Consider the following 25,976-nt stretch of genomic DNA (forward strand, 5'->3'; position numbering starts at 1 on the left):
ACGACCCTGCTCGCAGCCCTGGCTTCCACCCGATACGGCGTCCGCGCATGAGCGGCCGACTGGCAGGCAAGCGCGCCCTGGTCACCGCGGCCGCGGCGGGCATCGGTCGCGCGACGGCGCTCGCCTTCGCCGCCGAGGGTGCGACGGTGCTCGCGACCGACATCGATGCCGCCAGCCTCGCCTCGCTCGGTGCGGAACATGCGTCGGTGACCACGCACCTCCTCGACGTGACCGACCCGGCGGCGATCGCCACGCTGGTTGCCGAGGCCGGCATCGTCGACATCCTTTTCAACTGCGCGGGCTATGTGCACGCCGGCACCATCCTCGACACCGACGAGGCGAGCTGGCGCCGTTCGTTCGCCATCAACGTGGACAGCATGTTCCATACCTGCCGCGCCGTGCTGCCTGGCATGCTCGAACGGGGCACGGGCAGCATCGTGAACATGTCCTCGGTGGCGTCCAGCATCAAGGGCGTGCCGAACCGCTTCGCCTATGGCGCCACGAAAGCCGCCGTCATCGGCCTCACCCGCTCCATCGCCGCCGACTACGTGGCGCGCGGTGTGCGCTGCAACGCCATCTGCCCAGGCACGGTGAAGACACCGTCGCTTGCCGACCGCGTGCGGGCCATGGGCGGCGACGAAGACGCCGTGTGGCGCAGCTTTACCGAACGCCAGCCGATGGGCCGCCTGGGCGATCCCCGCGAGATCGCCGCACTGGCGGTCTACCTGGCCTCCGACGAATCGTCGTTTACCACCGGCACTGTCCACGTCGTGGACGGCGGCTGGTCGAACTGAGGAAGCACTGCGATGAAACTCGCCCGCTACGGTGCACCCGGCCAGGAAAAGCCTGGCCTCGTCGATAGCGAAGGCCGCCTGCGCGACCTGTCTGCGATCATCGACGACCTCGCCGGCGACGCCATCGGCAACGCCGGCTTGCGCCGCCTTGCCGCGATCGACCCGGCGACGTTGCCGCTCGTACCAGGGAATCCGCGTTACGGCGCGCCCGTGGCCGGCATCGGCAAGATGCTCTGCGTCGGCATGAACTACGCCGACCACGCCGCCGAAACCGGCGCGCCGGTACCCGAGCAGCCCGTCCTTTTCATGAAGGCCACCACGGCGATCGGCGGCCCCAACGACACCGTGGTGATTCCACGCGATTCGGTAAAGACCGACTGGGAAGTGGAGCTTGGCGTGATCGTCGGCGAGGTAGCCCGCGATGTCTCCGTCGAAGAAGCCATGAACCACGTGGCCGGCTACGCCGTCATCAACGACCTCTCCGAGCGCGCCTTCCAGCTCGAGCACGGTGGGCAGTGGGTGAAGGGCAAGAGCTGCGACACCTTCGGTCCGATCGGACCGTGGCTGGTCACGCGCGACGAGGTTGCCGATCCACAGAACCTCTCCCTCTGGCTCGAAGTGAATGGCCACCGCTACCAAAGCGGCAACACGCGGACGATGGTGTTCGGCGTGGCGCAACTGGTGAGCTATATCAGCCGCTACATGACGCTCATGCCCGGCGATGTCATCAGCACCGGCACCCCGGCCGGTGTCGGCCTGGGCCTGAAGCCGCCCACGTACCTCAAGCCCGGCGACGTGATCGAGCTGGGCATCGAAGGGTTGGGCACACAGCGCCAGGACGTGGTGGCGCACGGAGACAGGCGCGTATGGTGACGATCACGGCGCTGGACACGTTCGACGTCCGCTTTCCCACCTCGATCGACCACGACGGGTCCGACGCGATGAACCCGGACCCGGATTATTCCGCGGCCTATGTGGTCATGCGTACCGACAGTCCCGACGGCCTGGCCGGCTATAGCCTTGTGTTCACCATCGGCCGCGGCAACGACGTGCAGACCGCGGCGCTGGCCGCGCTCGAACCGATGGTGATCGGCCGGCGCGTCGAGCACGTGGTGGAACGCCTTGGCGACTTCGCCCGAGAACTCACCGGCGATTCGCAGCTGCGCTGGCTGGGTCCCGAGAAAGGCGTGATGCACATGGCCATCGGCGCGGTGATCAATGCCGCGTGGGACCTCGCGGCACGACGCGTGGGCAAACCGCTGTGGCGCTTCATCGCGGACATGACCCCGGAGCAGATCGTCGACCAGGTCGATTTCCGCTATCTCACGGACGCGCTCACCCCCGAGCGCGCCCTGGAGATACTGCGTGCGGCAGAACCTCACAAGCGTGCGCGTATCGCGCAACTGGAAGCCGAAGGCTACCCCGCTTATACGACCTCGCCCGGTTGGCTGGGTTATTCGGACGAGAAGATGCAGCGGCTGGCGCGGCAGGCCGTGGACGACGGATTCCGCACCATCAAGCTGAAGGTCGGGCTGCGCCTGGAGGACGACATCCGTCGCTGCCGCCTCGCCCGGTCCACGGTCGGGCCCGATGTCGCTATCGCCGTCGACGCCAACCAGCGCTGGGACGTGGGTAGCGCGATCGAGTGGTTGAAACCGTTGGAGAGCGTGGGGCTTGCCTGGGTGGAAGAACCCACAAGTCCCGACGACGTGCTGGGCCACGCGGCCATCCGCCGTGGCGTGGCGCCCACGCCCATTTCCACCGGCGAGCACGGCCAGAACCGCGTGCTCTTCAAGCAGCTGTTCCAGGCCGGCGCGGTGGACCTCGTGCAGATCGATGCCGCGCGAGTGGGCGGCGTGAACGAAAACCTCGCCATCCTGCTGCTCGCCGCGGAGTTCGGGGTACGCGTCTTTCCACATGCGGGCGGCGTAGGCCTGTGCGAGCTGGTGCAGCACCTCGCCATGGCGGATTTCGTGGCGATCACCGGGAAAAAGGAAGACCGCGCCATCGAGTTCGTGGACCACCTGCACGAACACTTTGTCGATCCCGTGCGCATCGTGAAGGGCCGCTACATGGCCCCCACTGCTCCAGGGTTCTCCGCACAGATGCATCCGGCGTCGGTGCGCGACCACCTGTATCCGGATGGCATCGTGTGGCAGGGCATCGCCATGGCCAGCGGCGGCTGACGGCGATGGCCGCGCCGGTCACGAACATCGCCGACCTGCGCGAACTCGCGCGCCGGCGTGTGCCGCGCGCGTTCTTCGAGTACGCCGACCGCGGCTCATACGACGAAGTCACCTTGCGCGAGAACCGGCGTGCGTTCGAACGCCTGCGTTTCCGCCAGCGGGTGATGCGCGACGTCGACCACCGTTCCCTCGCCACCACCATCGTTGGCCAGCCCGTCAGCATGCCCCTGGCCATCGCGCCTACAGGCATGGCCGGACTCCAACATGGCAGCGGCGAGATCCACGGCGCCCGCGCCGCCGCGAAGGCCGGCATTCCTTTCTGCCTCAGTACCGTGTCGATCTGTTCGATCGAGCAGGTACGCGCGGCGACGCAGGTTCCGTTCTGGTTCCAGGTATACGTGATGCGCGATCGTGGCTTCAGCCGCGAGTTGATTCAGCGCGCGCGTGCGGCCGAGTGTTCGGCCCTGATGGTCACCGCCGACCTCACGGTACAAGGCCAGCGGCACCGCGAAATCAAGAACGGTTTGTCGGTGCCGCCGAAGATCACGCTGCACAACCTGTTCGACATCGCCAGCAAGCCACGCTGGGCGTGGAACGTGCTGCGCGCGCCAAGCCGGTCGTTCGGCAACCTCGACGGCCACATCAAGGGCGCTGACAGCCTGACCACGCTCGCGCAATGGATTGCCGCCCAGTTCGATCCGACCATCACCTGGGACGACCTCGCGTGGATTCGCGACCTGTGGCCCGGCAAGCTCATCATCAAGGGCATCCTCGATGCCGAGGACGCGAAGCTTGCTGTCGCGCACGGCGTGGACGCCATCGTCGTCTCGAACCACGGCGGCCGCCAGCTCGATGGCGCACCGGCGAGCATCGACGTACTGCCCTCCATCGTCGACGCGGTGGCCGGCGGCACCGAGGTGCTGTTCGACAGCGGCATCACCAGCGGCCAGGACGTGCTCAAGGCCCTCGCCCTCGGCGCTCGCGCCGGCCTCATCGGCAAGGCCTTCCTGTACGGCCTCGGCGCCGGCGGCGAAGCAGGAGTTACCCAGGCCATCGAACTCATACGCAAGGAACTGAGCGTATCGATGGCCCTTACCGGCACGCTGGATGCCACCCGCGTGTCACCAGACATCCTATGGAATGGATGACCGTTTGCTGTGGGGAGCGCGCTGGCGCGCGAACGGCCTGGCCGTTATCCCTCCGCGCTCCGGCGCGCTCCCCACGCTTCTGTTGGAGCTGACGCGAGTTTCCTCGCCGCCATGGCGGCTCCTACAGTTGACGGCGGCGCTTACGGGGGGCAGTTGGCCAGATCGAAGATTCGCCGCATCGGCACCCACTTCTGCCCGGCTTCCGCCCACGGCAGGGGCTGCTGGAACGTGGACATCAGGGCTTCCCACGCCTGCACCCGCTCGTTCGCCGCATCGGCTTTCGCCTTGGCCTCGGCGTCGAATCCCGGCGCCACGCGCATCAGCATCACCAGGCGATTGCCGGTACGGAAGATCTGCATGTCGAGGATGCCCGCTTCGCGGATCGAGCGGACCACTTCCGGCCAGACGAATTCGCTCCGGTGCCAGCGCTCATATTCCGCGATAACGGCCGGGTCGTCGCGCAGGTCCAGTGCAAGGCATTGCCAGCTCATGCGATGGCTTCCCTACCCTTGGCCCGACGCCAGGCGAACAGAAAGATCGCCACGAAGCACAGCATGGGCACCAGCATCGCATGCGCGATACCGAAACGGTCCGACGTTGCGCCCATCGCGGCAGTGAGTACGGCCCCACCCACGATCGACATCACCAGCAGCGAGGCGCCCAGCTTGCGCTCGGCATCGCTCCTGCCCTCCACGCCGAGGGCGAAGATGGTCGGGTACATGATCGACATGAAGAAGCTCGAGGCCACCAGCGCGTAGATGCCGACGCTTCCCGGCAGGAACGCCGCCACGCTGGCCAGCACGACATTCACCAGCGCGAAGGTACCCAACACGCGCGCGGGACGCAGGTATTTCATGATCGCGGCACCCGCGAAGCGGCCCGCCATGAAACACAACAGGCCCGCGGTGATGAAGTTGGCGGCGACCTTGTCGGCCGTTCCGGGCATCGTCGCCTGCGCATAGCGGATCATGTAGCTGAAGATGGCCACCTGGGCGCCGACGTAGAAGAACTGCGCCAGCACGGCCGACATGAACCGGCCGTCGCGAAGCAGGCGGCCGAGCACGCCCCGCTCGGCCGCGTCGCTGCCATCGTTCTCGGCCGCCGTGCGGGGGAAGCGGGTCAGCAGGATGATGACGGCCCATGCGATCACGCCCAGGCCGATCACGAGATACGGCATCTGCACGGCGGCGGCTTCGCTCTTCATGTAGGCGGAGCGGGCCACCGCATCCATCGCCGCGAGTTCGGCCGGCGTGCGCTCCACGCCGGTGAAGATGAAGTGCTGGCCGATCAGCACGCCCGTGATGGAGCCGAGCGGGTTGAAGGCCTGCGCGAGGTTCAATCGCGAGGCCGCCGAATCGCGTGGCCCCAGCAAGGTCACCCACGGATTGGCGGACGTTTCGAGGAACGCCAGGCCGGCGGCGATCACGAACAGGCCCACGAGAAACGTTTCGTACGTCGCAGTGGCCGCGGCCGGCCAGAAGAGCAACGCACCGGCGCCATAGAGCGACAGGCCGAACACCACGGCGGCCTTGTAGCCGAAGCGGCGCATGAAGATGCCCGCGGGAATCGCGAGAAGGAAATAACCGAGGTAGAAAGCGCTTTGCACCAACCCTGCCTGGAGGTCGGACAGGGTGAAGGCCTTCTTGAACTGCGCAACCAGCACATCGTTGAGGTTGTTCGCCACGCCCCAGAGGAAAAAGAGGCTTACGATCAGCACCAGGGGAATCATGGGCGTGCGCGCAAGCGAGCGCGTGGCGGTCGCCGCGACCGGCGTGTGTTGCTGCATGCTCGCCCTCCTCCACCGTGACACGGCTCGCCCCGTCGTGTACAAATATGAACTCAATATTCACCAGCATAACAAGCTGCGCTGCAACATACGGGTGTCCGGGCGCAGGCTAGACTCCCGCGACACCACGCCAAACGCCACGGAATGCCATGCCTCCAGAGACCCCGAAGTATCGCGCCCCCGCCCTCGACAAGGGCCTGGATATCCTCGAACTGCTCGCCAAGGCCACCCATCCCTTGTCGATCGCCGAGATCTCCGACGGCGTGGGCCGTTCGCGTGGCGAAATATTCCGGATGCTCCAAGTGCTGGAGGAACGCGACTACATCGCGCGCGCTGACGGCGACGGCGCCTATTCGATCACGCCCCGCCTGTTCCGTCTTGGCATGGAACAACCGCCGGTGCGCAATCTCGTGGAAACGGCAATGCCCGTGATGCACAGACTGGCCGACGAGATCGACCAGTCCTGCCACCTCGTGGTCCCGTCACAGGAGCAGATCGTCGTGATCGCGCGCGTCGACCCGCCGGGCGAAACAGGCCTGGTGGTGCGCGTGGGCCATCGCCGACCGATCTCGCATTCCGCCTCGGGCTACGTGCTCCTGGCCTGGCAAACCGACGAAACACGCGAACGCTGGTTCCGCACGATGCTGGAGCACGAGCCGACGCTGAAGCGTGCGCACGTCGAAGCTACCGTCAAGGACATACGCGACGCCGGACTTGCCACGATTCCCAGCGAAGTCGTCGATGGCGTGACCGATCTGTCGGCACCGATCATCGAAGGGAACCATGCAGTGTGCGCACTGACCGTGCCGTTCATCGAACGGCGTGGGGCGAAGCTCGACATGAAGGGAACAGCGCGCGCGCTGGTCGCGGCTGCTGCGGATGTGTCGCGCGAACTCTCGCACGGTGTGCCCGGCACGGCGATGGTCTAGCGCTGTGAGCCGACGTCAGAACGCGACGTTCCAGCCGAGATTGAGCCAATGGGAACGGTCCGACATCTGTCCCGTCCCGTCACCAAGTCGAAACTCGAGCAGGCCAACGATGTCGAAGCGTGCGTCTGCGATACGACCCAACGACCGCTCTAGTAGATTATGTTCGCCGCTACCGCCACGCCGATACCGCCCTTGCCGCCGTTGTGCAGTGTCGGGGCACCGACCATGCCATGCATGGATCACGCACTTTTCACCACCCCCGGCCCAAGCGGATTGCTCAGAGTCCGTTGCCGCGTGTTATCGCCTACGAGGGAACACGGCATCAACGATGCCTACCTCTTCACGGGCGCTTGAACGCTAGCCAAGAGAGCCGCAACCACCCCCATCAACGCACTACCCCTCAAGAGAATTGGCCAAATTACCCCAAAGTCGAAGTTGATGCCTGTCAACATACATTTGACAAATACAAGAACGAGTGCCGTTACGAAAGTGGAGATAAAGTATGTGGCACCGAAGACGGCCATCCTCCCCAATCTATTGACCATCGGTTTTGGCCCCATCCGCCTGGTTCATGTCGAGTGCACTAGCCATGGACTGAACGAGTTCTGCCGTTGCAGGCCCGGCCGCATTGCCAAAGATGTAGGGCTTTAACGTCCCAGCATTTGCACCGCCCGATGCGGCAGTTGCCAGTGCCCCAGACCGGTAACCTGCAGCAGCACCAGCTGCAGACAATGCGCCTTCAACGAAGACGTTCTTATCCTCGTCATATACGAGATTGTTGAATTCGGTCTGCACCAATCCGCCAGCGGCTCCAAGAGCAGCGTTCCAAACTCCTCCGCCGCCCACACCGGCGACACCGGTCCCAAGAGCAACCAGCACGTTTGCAGGGCGGAAATCGTCGCCGTTGATCAGCTGCGAGGCCACGTTTACCGTGGCGGCGGTGACCCCAGCGCCGGGCCTGCTTGTGAGCGCATAGCCCATCATGGTTCCAACGGTTCCAGAACCTCGCGCGGCATTTGCCGCGGCCAGCGCTGGCGCTCCAGCGGACAATCCAGCGCTCGCGCCAGACGCCGCCACCTCTCCATTGAAGTACAAGAAGCTCTTCGCATCCGCGTTCGACCAATCGCGAAAACGCTCATCAAAGCTCACCGACTGGAAGTAGTCATGCAGTGCCTTGCCCTTTGCCTGATCTCCGGACGGGTTCATCGCTTGAAGAACATACGAATAGGCCGTGGGATCGTTGATCAGCGCTGCCGCACCCATGCGGGCATTGGCAATCTCGTCAGCTGAAGCATTCAAGCCCAGCTTCCAACCTGACGGGGTGACCGCGTCGTTCCTGATAAGGAAATCCTTGGCGCTCGCTCGAGCCTCTGCCGAATCCATGTCCTGAAGGTAACGAGAGGCAAAACCGTCCACCTCCGACATAGCCGCCCGTAACAACACACCTCTCGCCTCGTCGATAGAGACGCCGTGGTCAGCCACGTATTTCTGCGCAAGATCGTCCGCAATGGCCTTGATCACCGGCACGTGCAACTGGCGATTGAACCGATCGCCCTGCACCGCAATACGCGCACCCTCGCCACCGCCGGCCAGCCCGCCCACCGCGGCCGAGCCCAGTTCCATCAGCGCATCGAAGGTCTTCGATTGCGGATCCACGCCCTTGGCGACCAGGAAGTCCTGCATCGCCTGGCTGGCCGCTTGCCCTGCGGCTGCGCCGGCCGCACCCTGCGCAATGTTTCCCTCGCCCAGCGCGGCCGTCGCGGCACCGACCATGCCGTGCAGGATCACCCGGTTTTGACCACCTTCGGCCCATGCGGCTTGCTCGGCGTCCGTCGTCGCGCGGTCCTGCATGTACGTGGCGATGTCGCCCGCCCCTCGCATGCCCACGTAGCCGGCCACTGCAACAAGTTCCTGCTGCTCGGCGACCTTCTTGGCGTCATAGGCGTTCTTCAGCGGTGCGCTTTCGAGCGTGGGCTTTCGATCCAGGCCGCTCAGATCCTTGTCCGGATCGTTGCGGACGAGGATGGTGCCTTCCGCGATGCCCGCCTTCGTCTCGCTGTCCTTGTTGCCGTGCTTCGGCGTCGCCGCCGAAGTCGCCGCGCCGATGGCCCCGGCGATGTTGCTGGACAACGTGCTGCCGCCGCTGACGCTCATCTGTTGCACGTCGTACTTGGATTCGTTGTGCAGGTCTTCCCACGTCAGGTCGCCCGTGCTCAGCTGGTTCCTTGACGGGTCGGCCGTGCTTGCGATCTGCCCGCCCGCCAAATGGGTCGCACCGCCCCCTGTGACCCTCATTGGCTAGACGCTCCCTATCGAAGGGAGCTATTCCAACGAAGATTGCGGAGCCGATCTATCGCCGCCGGGCGTCTGTAAGCGTCAGCCGGATCCGACTACCGTTTGGCGGGAACAATAAGCATCGCGTCACCGTACGAGAAGAAACGGTATCGCTGCAACACCGCGTAGCGGTACGCATCCAGGATCGCTTCCTTGCCCGCCAGCGCCGACACCAGCATCAGCAGCGTCGACTGCGGCAGGTGGAAGTTGGTGATCAGGGCGTCGATGCTGGTGATCTTGTAGCCGGGGAAGATGAAGATTTGCGTTTCTCCGGCGAAGGGACGCAGGACGCCCTCGACGGTGGCGCTCTCCAAGGCACGGACCACGGTGGTGCCCACGGCGATGACCCTGCCTCCGGCCGCGCGCGTGCTGCGGATCTTTTCGACGAGGCCGGCTCCCACGTTGAGCCATTCGCGATGCATCACATGGTCGCGCACGTCGTCGGCGCGCATCGGCTGGAAGGTGCCTGCGCCCACGTGCAAGGTGACATAGCCCATCTCGACGCCGCGTTCGCGCAGGCGGTCGAGGAGTTCCTCATCGAAATGCAGCCCCGCGGTGGGCGCGGCGACCGCGCCCGGTTCGCGTGCGAAGACCGTCTGGTAACGCTCGGTGTCCGTCGTGTCGGCGCTACGTTCGATGTACGGCGGCAAGGGCATCTCGCCCAGGCGTGACAGCAGCCGTTCCAAGGGTTCCTCCGTGTCGAAACGCAGCACGAAGAACTCGCCCTCGCGCCCAAGCACGGTGACCATGCTGCCGTCGGCGAGTTCGATGCGGCCACCCTCCTTGGGCTTCTTGCTGACGCCTAGCTGCGCGCGTGCCTCGTGGGCGCCGGTGACCCGTTCAATCAGGATCTCGACAGCCCCGCCCGACTCCTTGCGTCCGTACAGGCGCGCGGGCAGGACGCGGGTGTCGTTGAACACCAGCAGGTCGCCCGGAAGGAGCATGTCCGGCAATTCGTGGAACTTGCGGTCCTTCTTGCTGTGCGCGGCCACGTCCACGACGAGCAGTCGGCTGCCCGAACGGCGGGCCAACGGCGCCTGCGCGATGAGTTCGGAGGGAAGGTCGAAGTCGAAATCGGATTTCTTCACGGGTACGGCCGGGGATGGAGCGAGGCGGGAATTATCGCCTAGGGATGCGTGTTCAGGGCATCCCTAGAGCCAGCCTTTCTGCCGGGCCAGGCGATAGGCTTCGATGCGGTTGGCCGCGCCAAGCTTGCCGATGGCTTCGGATAAGTAATTCCGGACCGTGCCGTGCGACAGGTTCAGCTGGGTGCCGATATCGCTGGCCGAGTGCCCCTCGCCCGCCAGGCGCAGCACCTGGCGCTCGCGATCGTTGAGGGGGTCCGCATCCGACCACGCCTCGAGTGCCAGCTGCGGATCGATGGCGCGGCCGCCGCGATGCACGGTGCGCAGCGCTTCGGCCAGATTTTCCGCGGGAGCGTCCTTCAGCAGGTAGCCGCCGACACCCGCGTCGAGGGCACGGCGCAAGAAGCCCGGACGGGCGAAGGTGGTGACGATGATGACCTTCACCGGCAACTCATGCCGACGCACCCGCTGCGCGATTTCCAGGCCCGTGAGGCCGGGCATCTCGATGTCGGTCACCAGCACGTCGGGCTTCAGGCGCTGAAGCTCACGCCACGCGCTTTCACCGTCGGCGGCGGAGCCCAGCACCTCGATGTCGGACTCGAGATTGAGCAGCGCCGACAAGGCGCCGCGCACCATGGCCTGGTCTTCGGCAAGCAGCACGCGGATCATGCGAGACGCTCCATGCGGGCTGCCGCGACGGGCACGTCGATGTCCAGGACCGTGCCGTGCCGCGCGGGCGAGTCGATGGCAAGGCGTCCGCCGATCTGGTGCACGCGCTCGCGCATGCCGGAAACGCCGTTGCCGTGCGCCGCGAGTCCGCCGCAGCCGTTGTCCGTGATACGCATCGAAAGCTCCTGCCCGTTCCGGGCGATGACGACGCGCGCCTCGGTGGCGCGCGAATGGCGGTGGATATTGGTGACGGCCTCGCGGAGCACGAGGCACAACGTCGCCTCGGTCGGCTCCGGGAGGTTCAGCTCCGCGGGCAGTTCGATGGTGAAGTCGATGCCGGAGGACTCCAGCATCAACCGGGCCGACACCAGTTCGCTCGAAAGATCGCCGGCGCGAAGGCCCGTGACGGCGCTGCGCACTTCCGCCAACGTATGCCGGGCGACGCGCTCTACTTCTTCCATCTCCTGTCGCGCCCGCGATGGATCGGCGATGGCAAGCCGCTTCGCCAGTTCCGACTTCAGCGTGATGAGGGAAAGGGTATGACCGAGCAGATCGTGCAGGTCGCGGCCAATACGCTCGCGCTCTGCCAGCGTGGCCAGGCGGCGTACTTCCGTCTGGGACAGACGCAACTCGGCGTCGCGGCGTGCGCTGCGCACATAAAGGTAGTTGCTGAAACCCGCCGCCAGTCCTGCACCGAACACGACCGCTACGTGGACCGGCGGCACGTCGAAGGCGTACCGCCAGGCGAATGTGACGAGCGTGGCGACGACCACGCCACCCAGCCAGACACGCGGGCGGTTCGAGTACGCCAACAGGGTTACGCCGATCACCACGTAACCCAACGCTAGCGGATTCACGGGCCACAACACGAAACCCAGGGCGGAGATGGCCCCGGCGTGGAACGGCAGGCGCGCCATGGGGGCCGTGTACACCGCGGTATAGCAGACGAGGTACACGGGAATGGACGCGAGGGTCGGCGCCATCCAGTCCCAGTGGAAACCCTTCACGGCAAGCGGCGCCTGGATCAGCGCTATCAGCCAGAACACCTGCAGGCCCGCCTGCCAACGCAGGTAAACCGGCGAACGGAGTGCGCCGAGGAGCGAATCCCGATGCGGCGGCGGGATGCGCATCACGAGGCCAGCCTGTCGCGGTCGAGCGGCAGCCCTTCGTCCGGCCGCGTGCTCGCCGAGGTGAGCCGGTCGGTCGGCGCCAGCGGCACCACGATGCGCACCACCGTTCCCTTTTGCGCCGCGGATTCGAAGGCCAGCGTGCCGCCGAGGGCGCGCACGCGCTCGCGCATGCCGCAGATGCCGTTCCCTTCCCCGCCCGCGAGACCGCGGCCGTTGTCCACGATGGTCATCGTGCAGGCGCGGCTGTCCATGCTCACGGTGGCCTCGGCGAAGGTGGCGCCCGCGTGGCGGTGGATGTTCGTCACGGCCTCGCGCAGGACGAGCGCAAGCTCGTTGTCCAGCCGCGGCGGCAGCTCCGGTACATCCGCGCGGTAGACGAAGTCGATCGTCGACGTGTTCAACAGGAGGCGCGCGGCGGCCAGTTCGGCCACCACGCCGGAGGCGCGAATGCCGGTGACGGCGGAGCGCACCTCGGCCAACGCATGACGCGCGACCTGCTCGGCTTCCTCGATCTCACGACGGGCCGCGTCAGCGTCACGATCGAACAGGCGGCGCGACAGTTCCAGCTTCAGCGTGATCAGCGAGAGCGTGTGGCCCAGAAGGTCGTGCAGGTCGCGGCCGATGCGTTCGCGTTCCGCCGTAGCCGCGAGGCGCCGGACCTCGTCGTGGGAGAGCTTCAGCTCCACGTCGCGCTGCGCATTGAAGCGGTAGACGACGTTGATCGCTCCCACCGACAAGGCGATGAACGAGATCGTCGCGATGACGGGAATAGGCCAGCCCACGAGGACGTACGCAACGCCGACGAAACCGCCGATGACGGTGATCATGCCCACGACGCACTTTTTCGGCGCGCCTTCGAAGCCGAGCATGGCGCAGGCATAGATCACATAGGTGGCGCCGCCGCTGTGATTGAATTCCAGCGTGGTATAGGAAAGCAACGCTACTCCGCCGGCGAACCAGGGCACATGCCGCAAGGGCCGGATGTACGCGGCGGCGTAGAGCAGCAGGAAGATCGGGAACGATATCGCCGTGGCCAGGCCCCACCAGGGGCCAAGCTGCTCGGAGAAGATGACGTCGCCGAATACGTAAACCGCCCACACGAGATTAATCAGGCTGGCAAAGCGCAGCCTCGGCCGCTCGCGGAAGCGGTTCCAGAGAGAATCCTGGGTCGGCTTGAACCACGAGGGCGGCATACGTGTATCCGTGGAGAGGCGTGCGGTCATGCTACTTCAACCGTGGCGGCGCAGGCGACGCGTTGCGATGGCCACGAACACCACCGTGAAACCGACCAGCACGGCCGCATGCACCACTTCGCCGCCTTGCCCGAGGCCGACCGCCGAGAGTGCCAACCGGTTGAGGTGGTAGGCAGGCCACAGCGGTGCGATCGACTGCAGGAACGCCGGCATCACGGACAGCGGAAACCATAGGCCCGAGAGGAATGCCATGGGCAGGTAGATGAGGTTGACCACGCCCGGCGCACCCTGCCCCTTCACCAGCGTGCCCACCAGCAATCCCAGTGCGGCGAACGGCAGCACGCCGAGCACTTCCAGTACGAAGAACGCCATGATGCGCGACATCGGCAGTTGCACGCCGGCAACGAAGATCGCAAGACACAGCAGGATGACCGATACGATCGCCGCGACGAGCAAGGCCATGCATATCTTGCCGAGCAGGTACGCACCCGGCGGCATCGGCAGCGCACGCTTGAGGGTAAGCAGGCCGGTGTCGCGCTCCAGCGCCAGCGACACGCCGAAACCGAACAATCCCGGTGCCATGACGCCAAAGGTGCCGTACGACGCAAGGAGGTAACGCGGTGCGTCGGCGCTGTTCGCGTGGGCAAGGAAGATGCCGAACATCACATAGAACACGGACGGAAACAGCAGCGTCGGCAAGAGGAAGCCAGGATTGCGCAGATAGCGGAGACATTCCGCCCTCGCCTCTTCGATATACGCGCCCATGACACGCCCGGTCGTCATGACCGGCGTGGCGGTGCTTTCGATCGTGCTCATGCGGCCTCCTGGAGGTCCTCGGTGTCGCGTGTGATTTCCTGGAATGCTTCGGCGAGGCCGGCGCGCTGTACCTCCAGTTCGGACAGCAAGGGATCGGCGTCGAGGAGCCGCCTCACCACGACTTCCGCCTGTGCGGTGGCGACCACTGTGCGCCCCAGTTTCGTGTCGACCGATGCCACTTCAGGCCATGCCCGCAATGCCTCGGCAGCGACGGAAGTGACGCAGCGGATGCGGCGCAACGAGACGTGCGCGCGCAGCGCATCCACGCTGCCCTCGGACACCACGCGGCCCTTTGCGATGACGCAGACGCGGTCCGCCAGGGCCTCGGCTTCCTCGAGATAGTGCGTGGTGAGCACGACCGCACAGCCTTCGGAGACGAGCCGGCGAATGGCGGCCCACAAGGATTGGCGGGCGTCGATGTCCATGCCCACGGTCGGCTCATCGAGGAGGAGGATGTCCGGGCGACCGGCCATGGCGAGGGCGAACTGCACCCGGCGCTGCTGGCCGCCGGACAACGCACCGTAGCGGCGCGTGAGCAGGTCGCCGATGCCGGCCAGTTCGGCGCATTCCGCCGCCGGCCGCGGTTCCGGGTAGTAGCTCGCGGTCAACCGGAGCAATTCACCCACCTTCAGCGTGACGGGCAGGTTCGCCGCCTGCAGCATCACACCGATACGCCGGCGGGCGTCGATGTCCTGGGGATCCTTGCCGAACAGCGTGGCGGCTCCGCCGTCCGGCCGATGGAGCCCGAGCAGCAGCGCGATGCTGGTGCTCTTGCCGGCGCCATTGGGACCGAGCAGAGCGAGGATTTCTCCCCGGTGGACATCGAGGTCGATGCCGTCCAGGGCAGTGACGGCGCCGTAGCTTTTACGGGCGTCGACGAGGCGTGCGATGCGAGTGTCGTTCATGGTCCCCTCCTTGCAGCGCAACATAAGCCGTCGCAAGCCATTGGCGGCAGTCGCTTGCGTCATTGTGCGAATGTGACAAGCGTCACCTGGGGGTTACGCCGCCAAAATGCGCGTGGTATGCTGGGTCGATAATCCCTTTACATATAGATACTTAGCGGCCTCTTAAGGGATCGTTTCCAGCCAGTGCCGCGTCACCAGTGCGAGGAGTGGGTTTATGGACGTCGTCGGTCTTTTGCGTGAGTTGCGCGATTTCGGCGGTTCGCCGCGTACGCGTGGCTTGCCGGATGCCACCATCACCCGCTTCGCTTCCATGGATGCGTCCCTGGTCAAGGCGATCGAGGATGCCGTCGCCTACCATCGCGCCCTGCGCGACGACATGGCCGACTTCCTTCGCCTCGACGAGGCAGAACAGATCCACCGCGTGCAGTCGGGCCTGGTGAATTTCTATCCCGACGACGGTGTGAATCCGTACGTTCCCGCCGCCGCGCGCGGTCCGTGGATCGTCACGCTGAAGGGCGCCGTGCTGCACGATGATGGCGGCTACGGCATGCTCGGCTTCGGCCACAATCCGGAGCACGTGCTCGAAGCGATGTCGCGGCCGCAGGTCATGGCCAACGTCATGACGGCGAACGTCTCGCAGTTGCGCCTCTCGGACGCACTGCGCAAGGAACTCGGCCGCAACCGCGGCGGCAGCCCCTACTCGCATTTCCTGTGCCTGAATTCGGGTTCGGAATCGGTCACGCTGGCCGGACGCATCGCCGACGTGAACGCGCGTCTCATGACCGACCCGGGTGCCCGGCATGCCGGCCGCACCATCAAGCGCCTGGCCGTAAAGGGTGCGTTCCACGGCCGTACCGAGCGCCCGGCTCTCTACTCCGATTCGTCTCGCCGCAATTACCAGCAGCACCTCGCCAGCTTCCGCAACGAGGACAGCCTGATCACGGTGGAGCCGTACAACGTGGCCCAGCTGAAGGCCGCATTTGCCGAAGCCGACCGCCAGGGCTGGTTCATCGAGGCGATGTTCCTCGAGCCCGTGATGGGTGAAGGCGATCCGGGCCGCGCCCTCACGCCGGAATTCTATGCGGCCGCGCGCGAGCTTACCCGCGAGCACGGCACGCTGCTGCTCGTCGACTCCATCCAGGCCGGCCTCCGTGCGCATGGCGTGCTGTCGATCGTCGACTATCCGGGCTTCGAGTCGATGGAAGCCCCGGACATGGAAACCTTCTCGAAGGCGCTCAACGCGGGGCAGTATCCGTTGTCGGTGCTGGCGGTGACCGAACGCGTGGCCGGGCTGTACCGCAAGGGCATCTACGGCAACACGATGACCGCGAACCCGCGCGCGCTCGACGTCGCCGTGGCCACGCTGCACGAACTCACCGACGACGTGCGCGTGAACATCCGCGAAAAGGGCCAGGAGTTCCTCAGGAAACTCGAGGCGTTGAAGAACGAACTCGGTGGGCTCATCACCAAGGTGCAGGGCACCGGCCTGCTGTTCTCCTGCGAGCTTGCGCCGGAATTCAAGTGCTACGGCGAAGGCTCCACCGAGGAATACATGCGCGAGCGTGGCGTCGGCGTCATCCATGGCGGCGCCAATTCGCTCCGCTTCACACCGCATTTCCGCGTGACCAGCGCGGAAGTGGACCTGATTGTGGAAGAGATCCGCCACGCGCTGAAGGAAGGGCCGCGTCGGGCGTCCACCAAGGCGGCCTGATAGACATGTGGGAGCCGGCTACGCCGGCGATTCCACGGGAGCGGGCAATCTTGCTGCCAGCACCCATCGCCGCTGAAGCGGCTCCCACACAAATCCAACACAGTCGCGGTAAGCTCGCTGGGCCGGATTCGCCCGGTCTCTCACGTTTGGGGTTCGCCATGCGTACGCAGCTCCGTGTCCTTGCCGTCGTTTCCCTGTCCCTCTTCGCCGCCGGCACCGTCGCCGCGCAGCAGATGCCCGCCAAGAAAGACCTGACCCCGCAGCAACAGCGGATGAGTACCTGCAATTCGCAGGCCTCGGGCAAGGTGGGCGACGAACGAAAAGCCTTCATGAGCAGTTGCCTTAAGGGCGAACAACCGGCGAAGTCGTCGCCGCAGCAAAAGATGAAGTCGTGCAACGTCGACGCTTCCGCCAAGGGCCTGAAAGGCGACGAGCGGAAGAGCTTCATGAGCACCTGCCTGAAGAACTGAGGTAGGCGGACGACACCGCCGAAGGGAACGCCCCCCCTGTAGGAGCCGCTATAGCGGCGAGGCACCGCGCGACACCACACAAGATTGCCTCGCCGCTATAGCGGCTCCTACAGTCGCGCCGACAGTCGCACCGATTAACAGTCGCACCCATTACCGGTGTGGCCAGGTTTTCTCGCCGCTGTAGCGGCTCCTACAACGGGGCGGCGGGTGCGACAATGGATGGGTCACCGCCAGCCGAAGCCCGCGCCATGAAGATCGTCGAAGTCCGTCATCCCCTCATACAGCACAAGCTTGGCCTCATGCGCCGCGCCGGGATCAGCACGAAGGAATTCCGCGAACTGGCTTCCGAGGTCGCCGCCTTGCTCACCTACGAAGCCACGGCGGACATGGAAACCGAGTGCAAGACCATCGACGGCTGGGCCGGCCCGGTGGAAGTCACTCACATCAAGGGCAAGAAGGTCACCATCGTGCCGATCCTCCGCGCCGGACTGGGCATGCTCTCGGGCGTGCTGGAGCTGATCCCGTCGGCGAAGGTCAGCGTCGTAGGCATCCAGCGCGACGAGGAAACCCTCGAGCCGGTGGCGTATTACGAAAAGCTCAGCGGCGGCATGGCCGAGCGCACCGCGCTCATCGTCGATCCGATGCTCGCCACGGCGGGCACGCTCGTGGCCACGGTGGACATGCTCAAGGCGGCCGGGGCGAAGAAGATCAAGGGCCTGTTCCTGGTGGCCGCGCCGGAAGGCCTGAAGCGCATCGAAGCGGCCCATCCGGACATCGAGATCTACGTGGCCTCGATCGACGAGTGCCTCAACGAGCTGGGCTACATCCTCCCGGGCCTGGGCGACGCGGGCGACAAGATCTTCGGCACGAAGCAGAAGGTCGGCTGAGGGCTCCCCCAGGGCGCCTGCCCCCTGTAGCCCGACCCGGGTTTATCCAACCCGACGGGTCCGTCACATCCCGCTGTCATAAATTCGGGGCACACTCCGCGGGTGGGCTCGACAGGGGGAACGCCGCGCAGGGGATGCGGGGTGCTTTCGGGTCGCACGCAACCAACGACTCGAGGGGACATTCGAATGCGTTCGACGACTTCACGGCGCGCCTCATGGGCGGCGCTGGCAGGCCTTCTGACCGTCCTGCCGCTGCAAGCGGCGGATCTTTCCATCACGCAATTCCGCGTGCGCGGCCCCAGCGGCGGCAACGATGAATTCGTGGAAGTACAGAACACCGGTACGGCCGCGCTGGACGTTTCCGGCTATAAGTTAAACGCCTCCAACGCCAGCGGCACCACCGGCACGCGCTTCACCTTCCCGGCCGGCACGTCGGTAGCCCCGGGGTGCTTCCTGCTGTTGGCGAATGGTGGCTCGTCCGGCTACTCCGGGGCAGTGACCCCGGACCTGAAGTATTCGACCGGCATCACCGACGACGGCGGCCTCGCGCTGTTGAACACCTCGGGCACGATCGTCGACCAGGTCGGCCTGAGCGCCGGTTCGGCGTACAAGCAAGGCACGCCGCTCGCCAGCCTCGGCAGTGCGAACGTGGACCAGGGCTACGGCCGCAAGGTCAACGGCGCCGGCCTGCCGCAAAACAGCGGCGACAACTCGGCCGACTGGGTGAAAGTGGCGCCCACCGCGCCGCGCGCGAGCACCTCGCCCTGCACCATCCAGGGCCTCAGCCTTTCGATTGCCGATGCGACGGTCAGCGTGCGCAACGGCGACGACCAGTCCATGCCGTTCACGGTCACACTGAGCGAGGCCGCCTCGACCGACGTCTCCGTGCACGCCACGACGGCCGACGACACCGCGACCGTGGCGGCCGGTGATTACGACGCTGTCGACACGACGCTCACCATCCCCGCCGGCAGCACGAGCACGACGCTCAACGTCACCGTGCACGGGGCGACGGCCGCCGGTCCGGACAAGGCGTTCCGCGTCAACCTGAGCGACGCCGCCGGTGGCGATGTCACGATCGCCAAGGGCAGCGCGGTCGGCGCCATCCTCAATGAAATTCCCATTGCCGCCGAAATCTGGCAGGTCACGGGCCGCGGGCAGGTATCGCCGCTGCTCGGCAAGCGTGTGTCGACGCACGGAAATATCGTCACCGCCGTGGGTCCCGCGGGCTTCACGATGCAGACGCCGGACGATCGCGCCGACGACGACCGCCTGACCTCCAACGGCATCTACGTGTTCACCAGCACCGCGCCGACGGTGAAGGCCGGCGACTTGGTCGACGTGGAAGCCACCGTCGACAACTACTTCAACCTGCCGGAACTGAAGAACGCCCAGATCGCCACCACGAAGCGCGGCGTGCGTCTTCCGAAGGCCGTGGTCTTCGGCGAGAAGACGCCTTCGTCCGATCCGAACGCGCTGTCGTGCGGCGACACGAACTTCCAGTGCTACGTGGGCATGCGTGTTTCGATCGACAACGGCATGATCACCACCGGCAACCTGCGCTTCAGCAACGAACCGTTTGCCGAGGTGTACATCACCGCCAACGGCAAGCGCTCGCTGCGCGAGCCGGGCGTCCGTTACACGGTTCCGGTGCCGGAGGGCGTGAACCTGCCGAACTGGTCGGGCAACCCGCAGGTGTTCAAGATGAACACTGCCGATTTCGGCGCGGTCGCCCCGAACACGCCCTTCAACGCCGGCACCACGTTCCGCGCGGAAGGCGTGATGTCGTATGCGTTCGGCGCGTACACCTTCATCCCGACCACCATCGACATCAAGAAGGCCGCGACCCTGCCGCGTGCGGTGGATTCGCGCCCGTTCTATGCGGTGCGCGTGGGCGCGCTGAACACCGAGCGCTTCTGCGATACGGAGTTCAATACGACCTTCACCTGCAGCGGCGGCGACACCGAGCCGACCGCTGACGAGGTGAAACTGAAGACCCAGCGTCTTTCCGCCTATATCGGCGGTGTGCTGAAACTGCCGGACATCCTCTCGGTGGAGGAAGTGAAGAGCCTGCAGGTGCTCCAGGGTCTTGCGAAGCAGCTGGGCGACGATTATCCCGCGCAGTACGAGGCGATCCTGCAGCCGGGTCATGATCCGAGCGGCATCAACGTGGGCTTCCTCGTTCGCACCGACCGCGTGCGCGTGCTCGACGTGCGCCAGCTCGGTGCCGACGAAACCTGGCAGGACGGCGGCCAGACCGCGTTCGTGCACGACCACCCGCCGCTGCTGCTCACCGCCGATGTACCGTCGATCCTGGGCCGGATGCGGGTCAATGTGATCTCGGTGCATCCGAAGGCACGCCAGAACGTGGACAAGACCGGCCCGACCGCCGATCGCGACCGCGAGAAGCGCTTCCTCCAGGCGAAGTCGCTCGCCACGCAGGTGCAGGCCATCCAGACGGACCGGAAGAACCTGCTTGCGCCGCTGCTGGTCGTCGGTGATTTCAACTCGTACCAGTTCAGCGACGGCTTCACGGATGTGGTGGGCCTCATCTCGGGCAAGTACGACGACAGCCAGAACCTTCTGAAGCTGGGTACGAACCTGGTGAAGCCCACGCTGTGGAATGCCGTGGATTCGGTGCCGCCGCAGGATCGCTATTCGTTCCTGTTCACCGAGAACTTCGGCAACATCCAGGGCCAGGCTCCGCGCCAGGTGCCGACGCACCAGGTGCTCGACCATGCGCTGCTGAACACCGTCGCGCGTGGCCTGTTCCTCAAGATGCAGTATGGCCGTGGCAACCTCGACGCACCCGTGCAGACGCTGGACGATTCGGCGTCCGCGACGGGCGTGCAGAAGGCAGTCGGTTCGTCGGACCACGACGGCTTCGTGGTGGACATGGTGGCGCTGCCATTGGGTTTGTTCTGATGTGACCGGGGTGCCCTTCGGGCACCCCGATCGCGGACAGGGTCCGCTCCCACCAAGCAGGGATTTCCTGGCTCGGTGGGAGCCGACTTTGTCGGCGATGCTTTTGCTTCAGCTTGCGAAACCGTTCGTGGCCTTCACCAGTTCGCGCGTGATGCCCGGTTCGAAGGCCGAGTGTCCCGCGTCTTGCACGATGCGCAAGTCGGCTTCGGGGAACGCGCGATGCAGGTCCCACGCGCTGCGCGCCGGGCACACCACGTCGTAGCGGCCCTGCACGATCACGGTCGGAATATGCCGGATCTTGTCCACGTCCCGCAGCAGCTGGCCGTCGACCTCGAAGAAACCCGCGTTGACGAAGTAATGGCATTCGATACGCGCGAAGGCGAGCGCGAATTCATCTTCGCCGCTCGAAGCCATGTGGCCTTCGTCCTGGTAGAGGTGACTGGTGGCGGCTTCCCACACGGACCATGCGCGCGCGGCGGCAACACGCACGGCCGGGTCGGTGCTGGTGAGCCTGCGATGGTAGGCGCTGATCAGGTCGCCATGCTCCGCAGGCGGGATGGCGGCGAGATAGTGCTCCCACGCATCCGGATAGAGAGCGTCGCAACCCGCTTGGTAGAACCATTCCAGTTCGGAGCGGCGAAGCATGAAGATGCCGCGCAGCACCAGTTCGGTCACGCGCTCCGGATGGGTTTCGGCATAGGACAAAGCCAACGTGGATCCCCACGATCCGCCGAACACCTGCCAGCGCTCGATGCCCAGGTGCTCGCGCAGGCGCTCGATGTCGGCGACGAGATCCCAGGTGGTGTTGTCGGTGAGTTCCGCGTGCGGCGTGGACTTGCCGCAACCGCGCTGGTCGAACAGCACGATGCGGTATCTGGCCGGATCGAAGAAACGGCGGCAGCGCGGGTTGGTGCCCGCACCGGGGCCACCGTGGAGGAAGACCACCGGTTTGCCCTTCGGATTGCCGCTTTCCTCGAAGTAGAGGGTATGCAGCGGCGAGACCTTCAGCATGCCGCTGTTATAGGGCTCGATCGGCGGGTAGAGGTCGGAAGATTCCTGGGCCATGGGGCGATTCCTGGGGGTGCGGAAAGCACAAGGCTAACGAGCGTAGCCTTACGGCGCCAGCCCGTGTGGGAGCCGCTTCAGCGGCGATGGGTGCTAGCGGCCGGTTGCCCGCTGACGCGGGATCGCCGCTGAAGCGGCTCCCACAGAGCAGCCGGCTACAACAGCTTGCCGGGATTCATGATGCCGTTGGGGTCCCACGCGGCCTTGATACCGCGCATGAGTGCGATCTCGGCCTCGCTGCGCACGCTGCCCAGCCAGGGTTTCTTGACGATGCCGATGCCGTGCTCGGCGGAGATGCTGCCGCCGTGACGCGCCAGCGTCTCCACGAGCAGCGAAGTGACGTGCTCGCACTGCTCGACGAACGTGCGGTTGTCGAGCCCGTCGGGCTTGAGCACATTGATGTGCAGGTTGCCGTCGCCGATATGCCCGAACCACACCACGTCGAAGTCCGGATATTCCGCGGCAAGCAAGGCCTGCATGTCTTCCATGAAGGCGGGTACGGCGGAAATGCGCACCGACACGTCGTTCTTGTACGGCTTGTGCGGGGCGAGACTCTCGGTGATGCCTTCGCGCAGACGCCACAGCGACGCCGCCTGCGCCTCGCTGGACGCGATCACGCCATCCGTCACCCACCCTTCCCCGAGGCAGAACTCGAAGAATGCGAGGGCCTCAGCCTCCGCTTTCGCGTCGCCCGCGTCGAACTCGGTCACGACGTAGAACGGATGGCCCTCGTCGAAAGGCCGTTGCGCGCCGTGCGCGAGCACGTGGTGCAACGCTCGCTCGGTAAAGAACTCGAAGGCTTCGAGGGCGAGGCGATGGCGCGCTTCCGCGAACACCTTCATCAACGCATCCATCGCCGGGACTGCCAGGAGCATCACCTGCGATGGCGGCGGCGGCGAAGTGAGCGTGAGCGTGGCCTCGACAACGATGCCCAGCGTGCCCTCGGACCCGATGACCAGATGCCGCAGGTCGTAGCCGGAGGCGTTCTTGACCAGCCCCCGGTTGAGATCGAGCAGTTCGCCGATACCCGTGACGACCTTCAGCCCCGCCACCCACTGCCGCGTGTTGCCGTAGCGAATGACGCGTATGCCGCCGGCATTGGTCGCGATGTTCCCGCCGATCTGGCAGGAGCCGCGCGCAGCGAAGCTGACCGGGTAAAGGAGCGCGTGCTCGCGAGCGGCGTTCTGCACCGCCTCGAGCGCGATGCCCGGCTCGACGGTGAGTGTGCGATCGATGGGATCGAAGCCGAGCACGCGGTTCATGCGGTCGAGGCTGAGCACCAGTTCGCTCTGCGCCGCCACGGCGCCCCCGGAGAGGCCGGTACGCCCGCCGGACGGCACGATGCCGACGCCGTGGACGTTCGCCCAGCGAACGATGCGCTGCACCTCGCCGATGGAGGCCGGCCACGCGACCGCCAGCGGCGCGGGCGTCCAGCGCCGGGTCCAGTCGCGGCCGTAGTGCTCCAGGTCGCCGGCGTCCACGGACAGCTTGAGGTCGGGAATCAGGCCGATCAGCTCGGCCAGGCGCGGGTCGGTCATGGGAAGCTCACCAGGGTGTCGTGCCGAGCGTGCCAGCCCTTTGGGTGCGCCGCAACATGGCCGCCGGGTTCTGGCATAGTGGCCGTTCCTCCCGTGGAACTGAAAGTACCGCCATGACGCGCACCTCGTACCCGAAGGAAGACATCAAGGTCCTGCTGCTCGAAGGCGTCAGCCGCAGCGCGCTGGATACCTTCCGCCAGGCGGGCTATTCGCAGATCGAGTTCCACGAGAAGTCGCTGCCCGAGGACGAACTGCTGGAGCGTATCGCCGATGCCCATATCGTGGGCATCCGCTCCCGCACCCAGCTCACCGCGCCCGTGCTGGCGGAAGCCCGCCGCCTCATCGCCGTGGGCTGCTTCTGCATCGGCACGAACCAGGTCGACACGGCCGAAGCGGAGCGCCTCGGCGTGCCCGTGTTCAACGCGCCCTATTCGAACACCCGCAGCGTCGCCGAACTGGTCATCGCCGAGACCATCCTGCTCGTGCGCCGCATTCCCGAGAAGAATGCCCTGTGCCACCGCGGCGGCTGGTCGAAGTCGGCCGCCGGAAGCTTCGAGGTTCGCGACAAGGTGCTGGGTATCGTGGGCTATGGCCACATCGGCACGCAGGTCGGCGTGCTCGCCGAATCGCTGGGCATGCGCGTCATCTTCCACGACATCGAGGCGAAGCTTTCCCTGGGCAATGCCCGGGCGGCGGCCAGCCTTGAAGACCTGCTCGAACGCGCCGACGTGGTCACCCTGCACGTGCCCGAAACGCCGCAGACGAAGAACCTGATCGGCGCCGCCGAGATCGCCCGCATGCGTCCGGGCTCCATGCTCGTGAACGCGTCGCGGGGCACGGTGGTCGACATCGATGCCCTGGCCGACGCCCTGCGCTCGAAGCACCTTGCCGGCGCGGCGATCGACGTCTTCCCCGTGGAGCCCAAGGGCAACGACGATCCCTTCGTGTCGCCGCTGGTGGGCATGGACAATGTGATCCTCACGCCGCACGTGGGCGGCAGCACCGCCGAGGCCCAGGAGAACATCGGCATCGAGGTGGCCTCGAAGCTGGTCCGTTACAGCGACAACGGCAGCACGCTCTCGGCGGTGAATTTCCCCGAAGTGTCTCTGCCCGGCCACGCCACGAGCCGCCGGCTGCTGCACATCCACCGGAACATCCCAGGCGTGCTGTCGCGGGTGAACGAGGTGTTCTCTCGCGCGGCGGTGAACATCGACGGCCAGTACCTGCAAACCTCGCCGCAGGTGGGCTACGTGGTGATCGACGTGACCACCACCGAGGAACACGCGGCCGCCCTACGCAACGAACTCGCGGCCATCGACGGCACGCTGAAGACGCGCGCGCTCTACTAGAGCACGCCGTCGTCGGAAACCACCCGCGCGCGGCCGCGTTCCTTCGCCAGATAGAGGCGCCGGTCGGCCGCGGCGAGGAACGGGGTGACCTCGTCGTGCTCTTTCGGCACCACGGTATTCACGCCCGCACTCAATGTCAGGCGCTTGCCAGGACCGTGACCGGCATGGGGGATGAGTGCCTTGTCGATGAGGTCGAGGCAACGCCATGCCTGGGCCATGGCCGCACCCTCGTCGGTGTCCGGCAGCAACAGCACGAACTCTTCGCCACCGAAACGGCAAAGCATGTCGCGCGGCCCGCGAAGGATGCCTTCCAGCGCCCTGGCCACACGCTTCAGGCACTCGTCGCCTTCGAGGTGGCCGTAATGGTCGTTGTACTGCTTGAAGTAATCGATATCGAGCACGATGACCGACACCGGCTGGCGCAGTCCCTGGGCATGACGCCATTCCGCGTCCATCATCATGTCGAAGCGGCGGCGGTTGGCGAGGCCGGTTAGCCCGTCCTTGTACGACAGCTCTTCCAGCTCGCGCTGCATGTCCAGCAGCCGTTCCTCGGTGCGCTTGCGCTCGCTGATGTCGAACATGAAGCCGATCAGCGCGTTCGGCGTGCCGTCCGGATTGCGCACCACGTGCACCACGTCGCGGATCCACACGAACTCCCCGTCCTTGCGCAGGGCGCGATAGTCCGCTTCATGATCCATGCCCGCCTGCGACTGGGCCACGCAGAAATTGAAAACCCGTTCGCGGTCTTCGGGATGCATGCGGTCGGCCCAGTCCTGCACCGTGGCCCACGATTCGGGGCTCCAGCCGAGCAGTTCCTCGATCTGCGGGCCGATATACGCAAAGCGCAGCGTCGCCCAGTCGATCTTCCAGGGAATGGCGCGCGTGGATTCGAGCAGGGTCTTGTAGACCCCGGTGTCCTCGCCGAGGAGTGCGTCTTCGATGCTCATGGCCTGCGCTCGCTCGGGACTTTGCCGGGACGCGGAGATCGCGCCGTTATGGCTGTGGTATCGGCCGTGCGGCCCAGGACTTGACCCCTCCCTCCCGCACTTGCGCCGT

At 65.8% G+C, this 25,976-nt stretch carries 22 protein-coding genes; 10 read left to right on the plus strand and 12 right to left on the minus strand.

Going from position 1 to position 25,976, the window contains the following annotated elements; all coding sequences use genetic code 11:
• The first annotated feature begins 47 nt into the window (after nt 1–47).
• From ACPYOD_RS01535 to ACPYOD_RS01550, 4 genes are read left to right on the plus strand one after another with little or no spacing between them, the layout of a single operon-like run.
• Nucleotides 48–794: an SDR family oxidoreductase gene (locus ACPYOD_RS01535; protein ID WP_481299964.1), complete on the plus strand. Its 747-nt coding sequence runs from the start codon at nt 48–50 to the stop codon at nt 792–794.
• Between the two features lie 12 nt (nt 795–806).
• A complete protein-coding gene (locus ACPYOD_RS01540; protein WP_481299965.1) occupies nt 807–1,667 on the plus strand; it encodes a fumarylacetoacetate hydrolase family protein in 861 nt (286 codons plus the stop codon).
• Entirely contained in the window at nt 1,661–2,980 is a 1,320-nt protein-coding gene (locus ACPYOD_RS01545) for an enolase C-terminal domain-like protein (protein ID WP_481299966.1), read from the plus strand. The genes ACPYOD_RS01540 and ACPYOD_RS01545 overlap by 7 nt, the downstream gene beginning before the upstream one ends.
• Nucleotides 2,947–4,128 (plus strand): alpha-hydroxy acid oxidase, encoded by a 1,182-nt coding sequence (locus tag ACPYOD_RS01550; protein ID WP_481299967.1) that lies wholly within the window; start codon nt 2,947–2,949, stop codon nt 4,126–4,128. The genes ACPYOD_RS01545 and ACPYOD_RS01550 overlap by 34 nt, the downstream gene beginning before the upstream one ends.
• 140 nt (nt 4,129–4,268) lie before the next feature.
• Here the strand turns inward: ACPYOD_RS01550 and ACPYOD_RS01555 are convergent, their stop codons facing one another.
• Both ACPYOD_RS01555 and fucP read right to left on the minus strand, forming a co-directional pair.
• Nucleotides 4,269–4,619 carry an L-rhamnose mutarotase gene (locus ACPYOD_RS01555; protein ID WP_481299968.1) on the minus strand — a complete coding sequence of 117 codons (351 nt, stop codon included), beginning with the start codon at nt 4,617–4,619 and terminating at the stop codon, nt 4,269–4,271.
• Nucleotides 4,616–5,914, minus strand: coding sequence for an L-fucose:H+ symporter permease (gene fucP, locus ACPYOD_RS01560; protein ID WP_481299969.1), 1,299 nt, complete (start codon nt 5,912–5,914; stop codon nt 4,616–4,618). The genes ACPYOD_RS01555 and fucP overlap by 4 nt, the downstream gene beginning before the upstream one ends.
• A 149-nt stretch (nt 5,915–6,063) precedes the next feature.
• On the opposite strand from fucP, the gene ACPYOD_RS01565 reads away from it, so the two are divergent.
• Entirely contained in the window at nt 6,064–6,843 is a 780-nt protein-coding gene (locus ACPYOD_RS01565; RefSeq protein ID WP_481299970.1) for an IclR family transcriptional regulator, read from the plus strand.
• A gap of 534 nt (nt 6,844–7,377) precedes the next feature.
• On the opposite strand, the gene ACPYOD_RS01570 is transcribed toward ACPYOD_RS01565, so the two are convergent.
• The 7 genes from ACPYOD_RS01570 to ACPYOD_RS01600 form a co-directional block, all read right to left on the minus strand.
• Entirely contained in the window at nt 7,378–9,138 is a 1,761-nt protein-coding gene (locus tag ACPYOD_RS01570) for a hypothetical protein (protein WP_481299971.1), read from the minus strand.
• Between the two features lie 95 nt (nt 9,139–9,233).
• A complete protein-coding gene (queA, locus tag ACPYOD_RS01575) occupies nt 9,234–10,265 on the minus strand; it encodes a tRNA preQ1(34) S-adenosylmethionine ribosyltransferase-isomerase QueA (protein WP_481299972.1) in 1,032 nt (343 codons plus the stop codon).
• 63 nt (nt 10,266–10,328) lie between these two features.
• Nucleotides 10,329–10,931, minus strand: coding sequence for a response regulator transcription factor (locus ACPYOD_RS01580; RefSeq protein ID WP_166697659.1), 603 nt, complete (start codon nt 10,929–10,931; stop codon nt 10,329–10,331).
• Nucleotides 10,928–12,061, minus strand: coding sequence for a sensor histidine kinase (locus tag ACPYOD_RS01585; RefSeq protein ID WP_481300029.1), 1,134 nt, complete (start codon nt 12,059–12,061; stop codon nt 10,928–10,930). Before ACPYOD_RS01585 ends, ACPYOD_RS01580 begins: the two co-directional genes overlap by 4 nt.
• Nucleotides 12,061–13,284, minus strand: coding sequence for a sensor histidine kinase (locus tag ACPYOD_RS01590; protein WP_481299973.1), 1,224 nt, complete (start codon nt 13,282–13,284; stop codon nt 12,061–12,063). Before ACPYOD_RS01590 ends, ACPYOD_RS01585 begins: the two co-directional genes overlap by 1 nt.
• A 6-nt stretch (nt 13,285–13,290) precedes the next feature.
• A complete protein-coding gene (locus tag ACPYOD_RS01595; RefSeq protein WP_481299974.1) occupies nt 13,291–14,070 on the minus strand; it encodes an ABC transporter permease in 780 nt (259 codons plus the stop codon).
• Complete coding sequence (locus ACPYOD_RS01600) at nt 14,067–14,975, minus strand: ABC transporter ATP-binding protein (protein ID WP_481299975.1); 909 nt, start codon at nt 14,973–14,975, stop codon at nt 14,067–14,069. The genes ACPYOD_RS01595 and ACPYOD_RS01600 overlap by 4 nt, the downstream gene beginning before the upstream one ends.
• Before the next feature lie 214 nt (nt 14,976–15,189).
• Between ACPYOD_RS01600 and ACPYOD_RS01605 the strand changes: the two genes are divergently transcribed.
• The 4 genes from ACPYOD_RS01605 (at nt 15,190) to ACPYOD_RS01620 (ending at nt 20,968) form a co-directional block, all read left to right on the plus strand.
• On the plus strand, nt 15,190–16,686 hold the full coding sequence (locus ACPYOD_RS01605; protein WP_481299976.1) for an aminotransferase class III-fold pyridoxal phosphate-dependent enzyme: 1,497 nt from the start codon (nt 15,190–15,192) through the stop codon (nt 16,684–16,686).
• Nucleotides 16,687–16,844: 158 nt separating this feature from the next.
• On the plus strand, nt 16,845–17,156 hold the full coding sequence (locus tag ACPYOD_RS01610; RefSeq protein WP_481299977.1) for a PsiF family protein: 312 nt from the start codon (nt 16,845–16,847) through the stop codon (nt 17,154–17,156).
• Nucleotides 17,157–17,404: 248 nt separating this feature from the next.
• Nucleotides 17,405–18,043: a uracil phosphoribosyltransferase gene (upp, locus tag ACPYOD_RS01615; RefSeq protein ID WP_481299978.1), complete on the plus strand. Its 639-nt coding sequence runs from the start codon at nt 17,405–17,407 to the stop codon at nt 18,041–18,043.
• Between the two features lie 186 nt (nt 18,044–18,229).
• Entirely contained in the window at nt 18,230–20,968 is a 2,739-nt protein-coding gene (locus ACPYOD_RS01620) for a lamin tail domain-containing protein (protein WP_481299979.1), read from the plus strand.
• A 108-nt stretch (nt 20,969–21,076) separates the two neighbouring features.
• Here ACPYOD_RS01620 and pip read toward each other — a convergent pair whose 3' ends face one another.
• Together pip and ACPYOD_RS01630 are read right to left on the minus strand one after the other, a co-directional pair.
• Entirely contained in the window at nt 21,077–22,033 is a 957-nt protein-coding gene (gene pip / locus ACPYOD_RS01625) for a prolyl aminopeptidase (RefSeq protein WP_481299980.1), read from the minus strand.
• Nucleotides 22,034–22,188: 155 nt separating this feature from the next.
• On the minus strand, nt 22,189–23,571 hold the full coding sequence (locus ACPYOD_RS01630; protein WP_481299981.1) for an FAD-binding oxidoreductase: 1,383 nt from the start codon (nt 23,569–23,571) through the stop codon (nt 22,189–22,191).
• A 113-nt stretch (nt 23,572–23,684) separates the two neighbouring features.
• On the opposite strand from ACPYOD_RS01630, the gene serA reads away from it, so the two are divergent.
• Nucleotides 23,685–24,920 carry a phosphoglycerate dehydrogenase gene (serA, locus tag ACPYOD_RS01635; protein WP_481299982.1) on the plus strand — a complete coding sequence of 412 codons (1,236 nt, stop codon included), beginning with the start codon at nt 23,685–23,687 and terminating at the stop codon, nt 24,918–24,920.
• Here serA and ACPYOD_RS01640 read toward each other — a convergent pair.
• Nucleotides 24,917–25,867, minus strand: a complete 951-nt coding sequence (locus ACPYOD_RS01640; protein ID WP_481299983.1) for a GGDEF domain-containing protein — start codon at nt 25,865–25,867, stop codon at nt 24,917–24,919. The genes serA and ACPYOD_RS01640 overlap by 4 nt on opposite strands.
• Nucleotides 25,868–25,976 lie beyond the last annotated feature (109 nt).

This window comes from Luteibacter sp. HAY1-4A, assembly GCF_056755355.1.

What these genes read in the sequence shown, in the direction of transcription:
- ACPYOD_RS01535 (WP_481299964.1), top strand. Translation starts at nt 48, where the DNA reads ATGAGCGGCCGACTGGCAGGCAAGCGCGCCCTGGTCACCGCGGCCGCG.
- ACPYOD_RS01540 (WP_481299965.1), top strand. Translation starts at nt 807, where the DNA reads ATGAAACTCGCCCGCTACGGTGCACCCGGCCAGGAAAAGCCTGGCCTC.
- ACPYOD_RS01555 (WP_481299968.1), bottom strand. Translation starts at nt 4,619, where the DNA reads ATGAGCTGGCAATGCCTTGCACTGGACCTGCGCGACGACCCGGCCGTT.
- upp (WP_481299978.1), top strand. Translation starts at nt 17,405, where the DNA reads ATGAAGATCGTCGAAGTCCGTCATCCCCTCATACAGCACAAGCTTGGC.
- serA (WP_481299982.1), top strand. Translation starts at nt 23,685, where the DNA reads ATGACGCGCACCTCGTACCCGAAGGAAGACATCAAGGTCCTGCTGCTC.
- ACPYOD_RS01595 (WP_481299974.1), bottom strand. Translation starts at nt 14,070, where the DNA reads ATGAGCACGATCGAAAGCACCGCCACGCCGGTCATGACGACCGGGCGT.
- ACPYOD_RS01590 (WP_481299973.1), bottom strand. Translation starts at nt 13,284, where the DNA reads ATGACCGCACGCCTCTCCACGGATACACGTATGCCGCCCTCGTGGTTC.
- ACPYOD_RS01580 (WP_166697659.1), bottom strand. Translation starts at nt 10,931, where the DNA reads ATGATCCGCGTGCTGCTTGCCGAAGACCAGGCCATGGTGCGCGGCGCC.
- ACPYOD_RS01600 (WP_481299975.1), bottom strand. Translation starts at nt 14,975, where the DNA reads ATGAACGACACTCGCATCGCACGCCTCGTCGACGCCCGTAAAAGCTAC.
- ACPYOD_RS01610 (WP_481299977.1), top strand. Translation starts at nt 16,845, where the DNA reads ATGCGTACGCAGCTCCGTGTCCTTGCCGTCGTTTCCCTGTCCCTCTTC.
- ACPYOD_RS01620 (WP_481299979.1), top strand. Translation starts at nt 18,230, where the DNA reads ATGCGTTCGACGACTTCACGGCGCGCCTCATGGGCGGCGCTGGCAGGC.
- ACPYOD_RS01570 (WP_481299971.1), bottom strand. Translation starts at nt 9,138, where the DNA reads ATGAGGGTCACAGGGGGCGGTGCGACCCATTTGGCGGGCGGGCAGATC.
- ACPYOD_RS01640 (WP_481299983.1), bottom strand. Translation starts at nt 25,867, where the DNA reads ATGAGCATCGAAGACGCACTCCTCGGCGAGGACACCGGGGTCTACAAG.
- fucP (WP_481299969.1), bottom strand. Translation starts at nt 5,914, where the DNA reads ATGCAGCAACACACGCCGGTCGCGGCGACCGCCACGCGCTCGCTTGCG.
- ACPYOD_RS01545 (WP_481299966.1), top strand. Translation starts at nt 1,661, where the DNA reads ATGGTGACGATCACGGCGCTGGACACGTTCGACGTCCGCTTTCCCACC.
- ACPYOD_RS01565 (WP_481299970.1), top strand. Translation starts at nt 6,064, where the DNA reads ATGCCTCCAGAGACCCCGAAGTATCGCGCCCCCGCCCTCGACAAGGGC.
- ACPYOD_RS01605 (WP_481299976.1), top strand. Translation starts at nt 15,190, where the DNA reads ATGGACGTCGTCGGTCTTTTGCGTGAGTTGCGCGATTTCGGCGGTTCG.
- ACPYOD_RS01585 (WP_481300029.1), bottom strand. Translation starts at nt 12,061, where the DNA reads ATGCGCATCCCGCCGCCGCATCGGGATTCGCTCCTCGGCGCACTCCGT.
- ACPYOD_RS01630 (WP_481299981.1), bottom strand. Translation starts at nt 23,571, where the DNA reads ATGACCGACCCGCGCCTGGCCGAGCTGATCGGCCTGATTCCCGACCTC.
- pip (WP_481299980.1), bottom strand. Translation starts at nt 22,033, where the DNA reads ATGGCCCAGGAATCTTCCGACCTCTACCCGCCGATCGAGCCCTATAAC.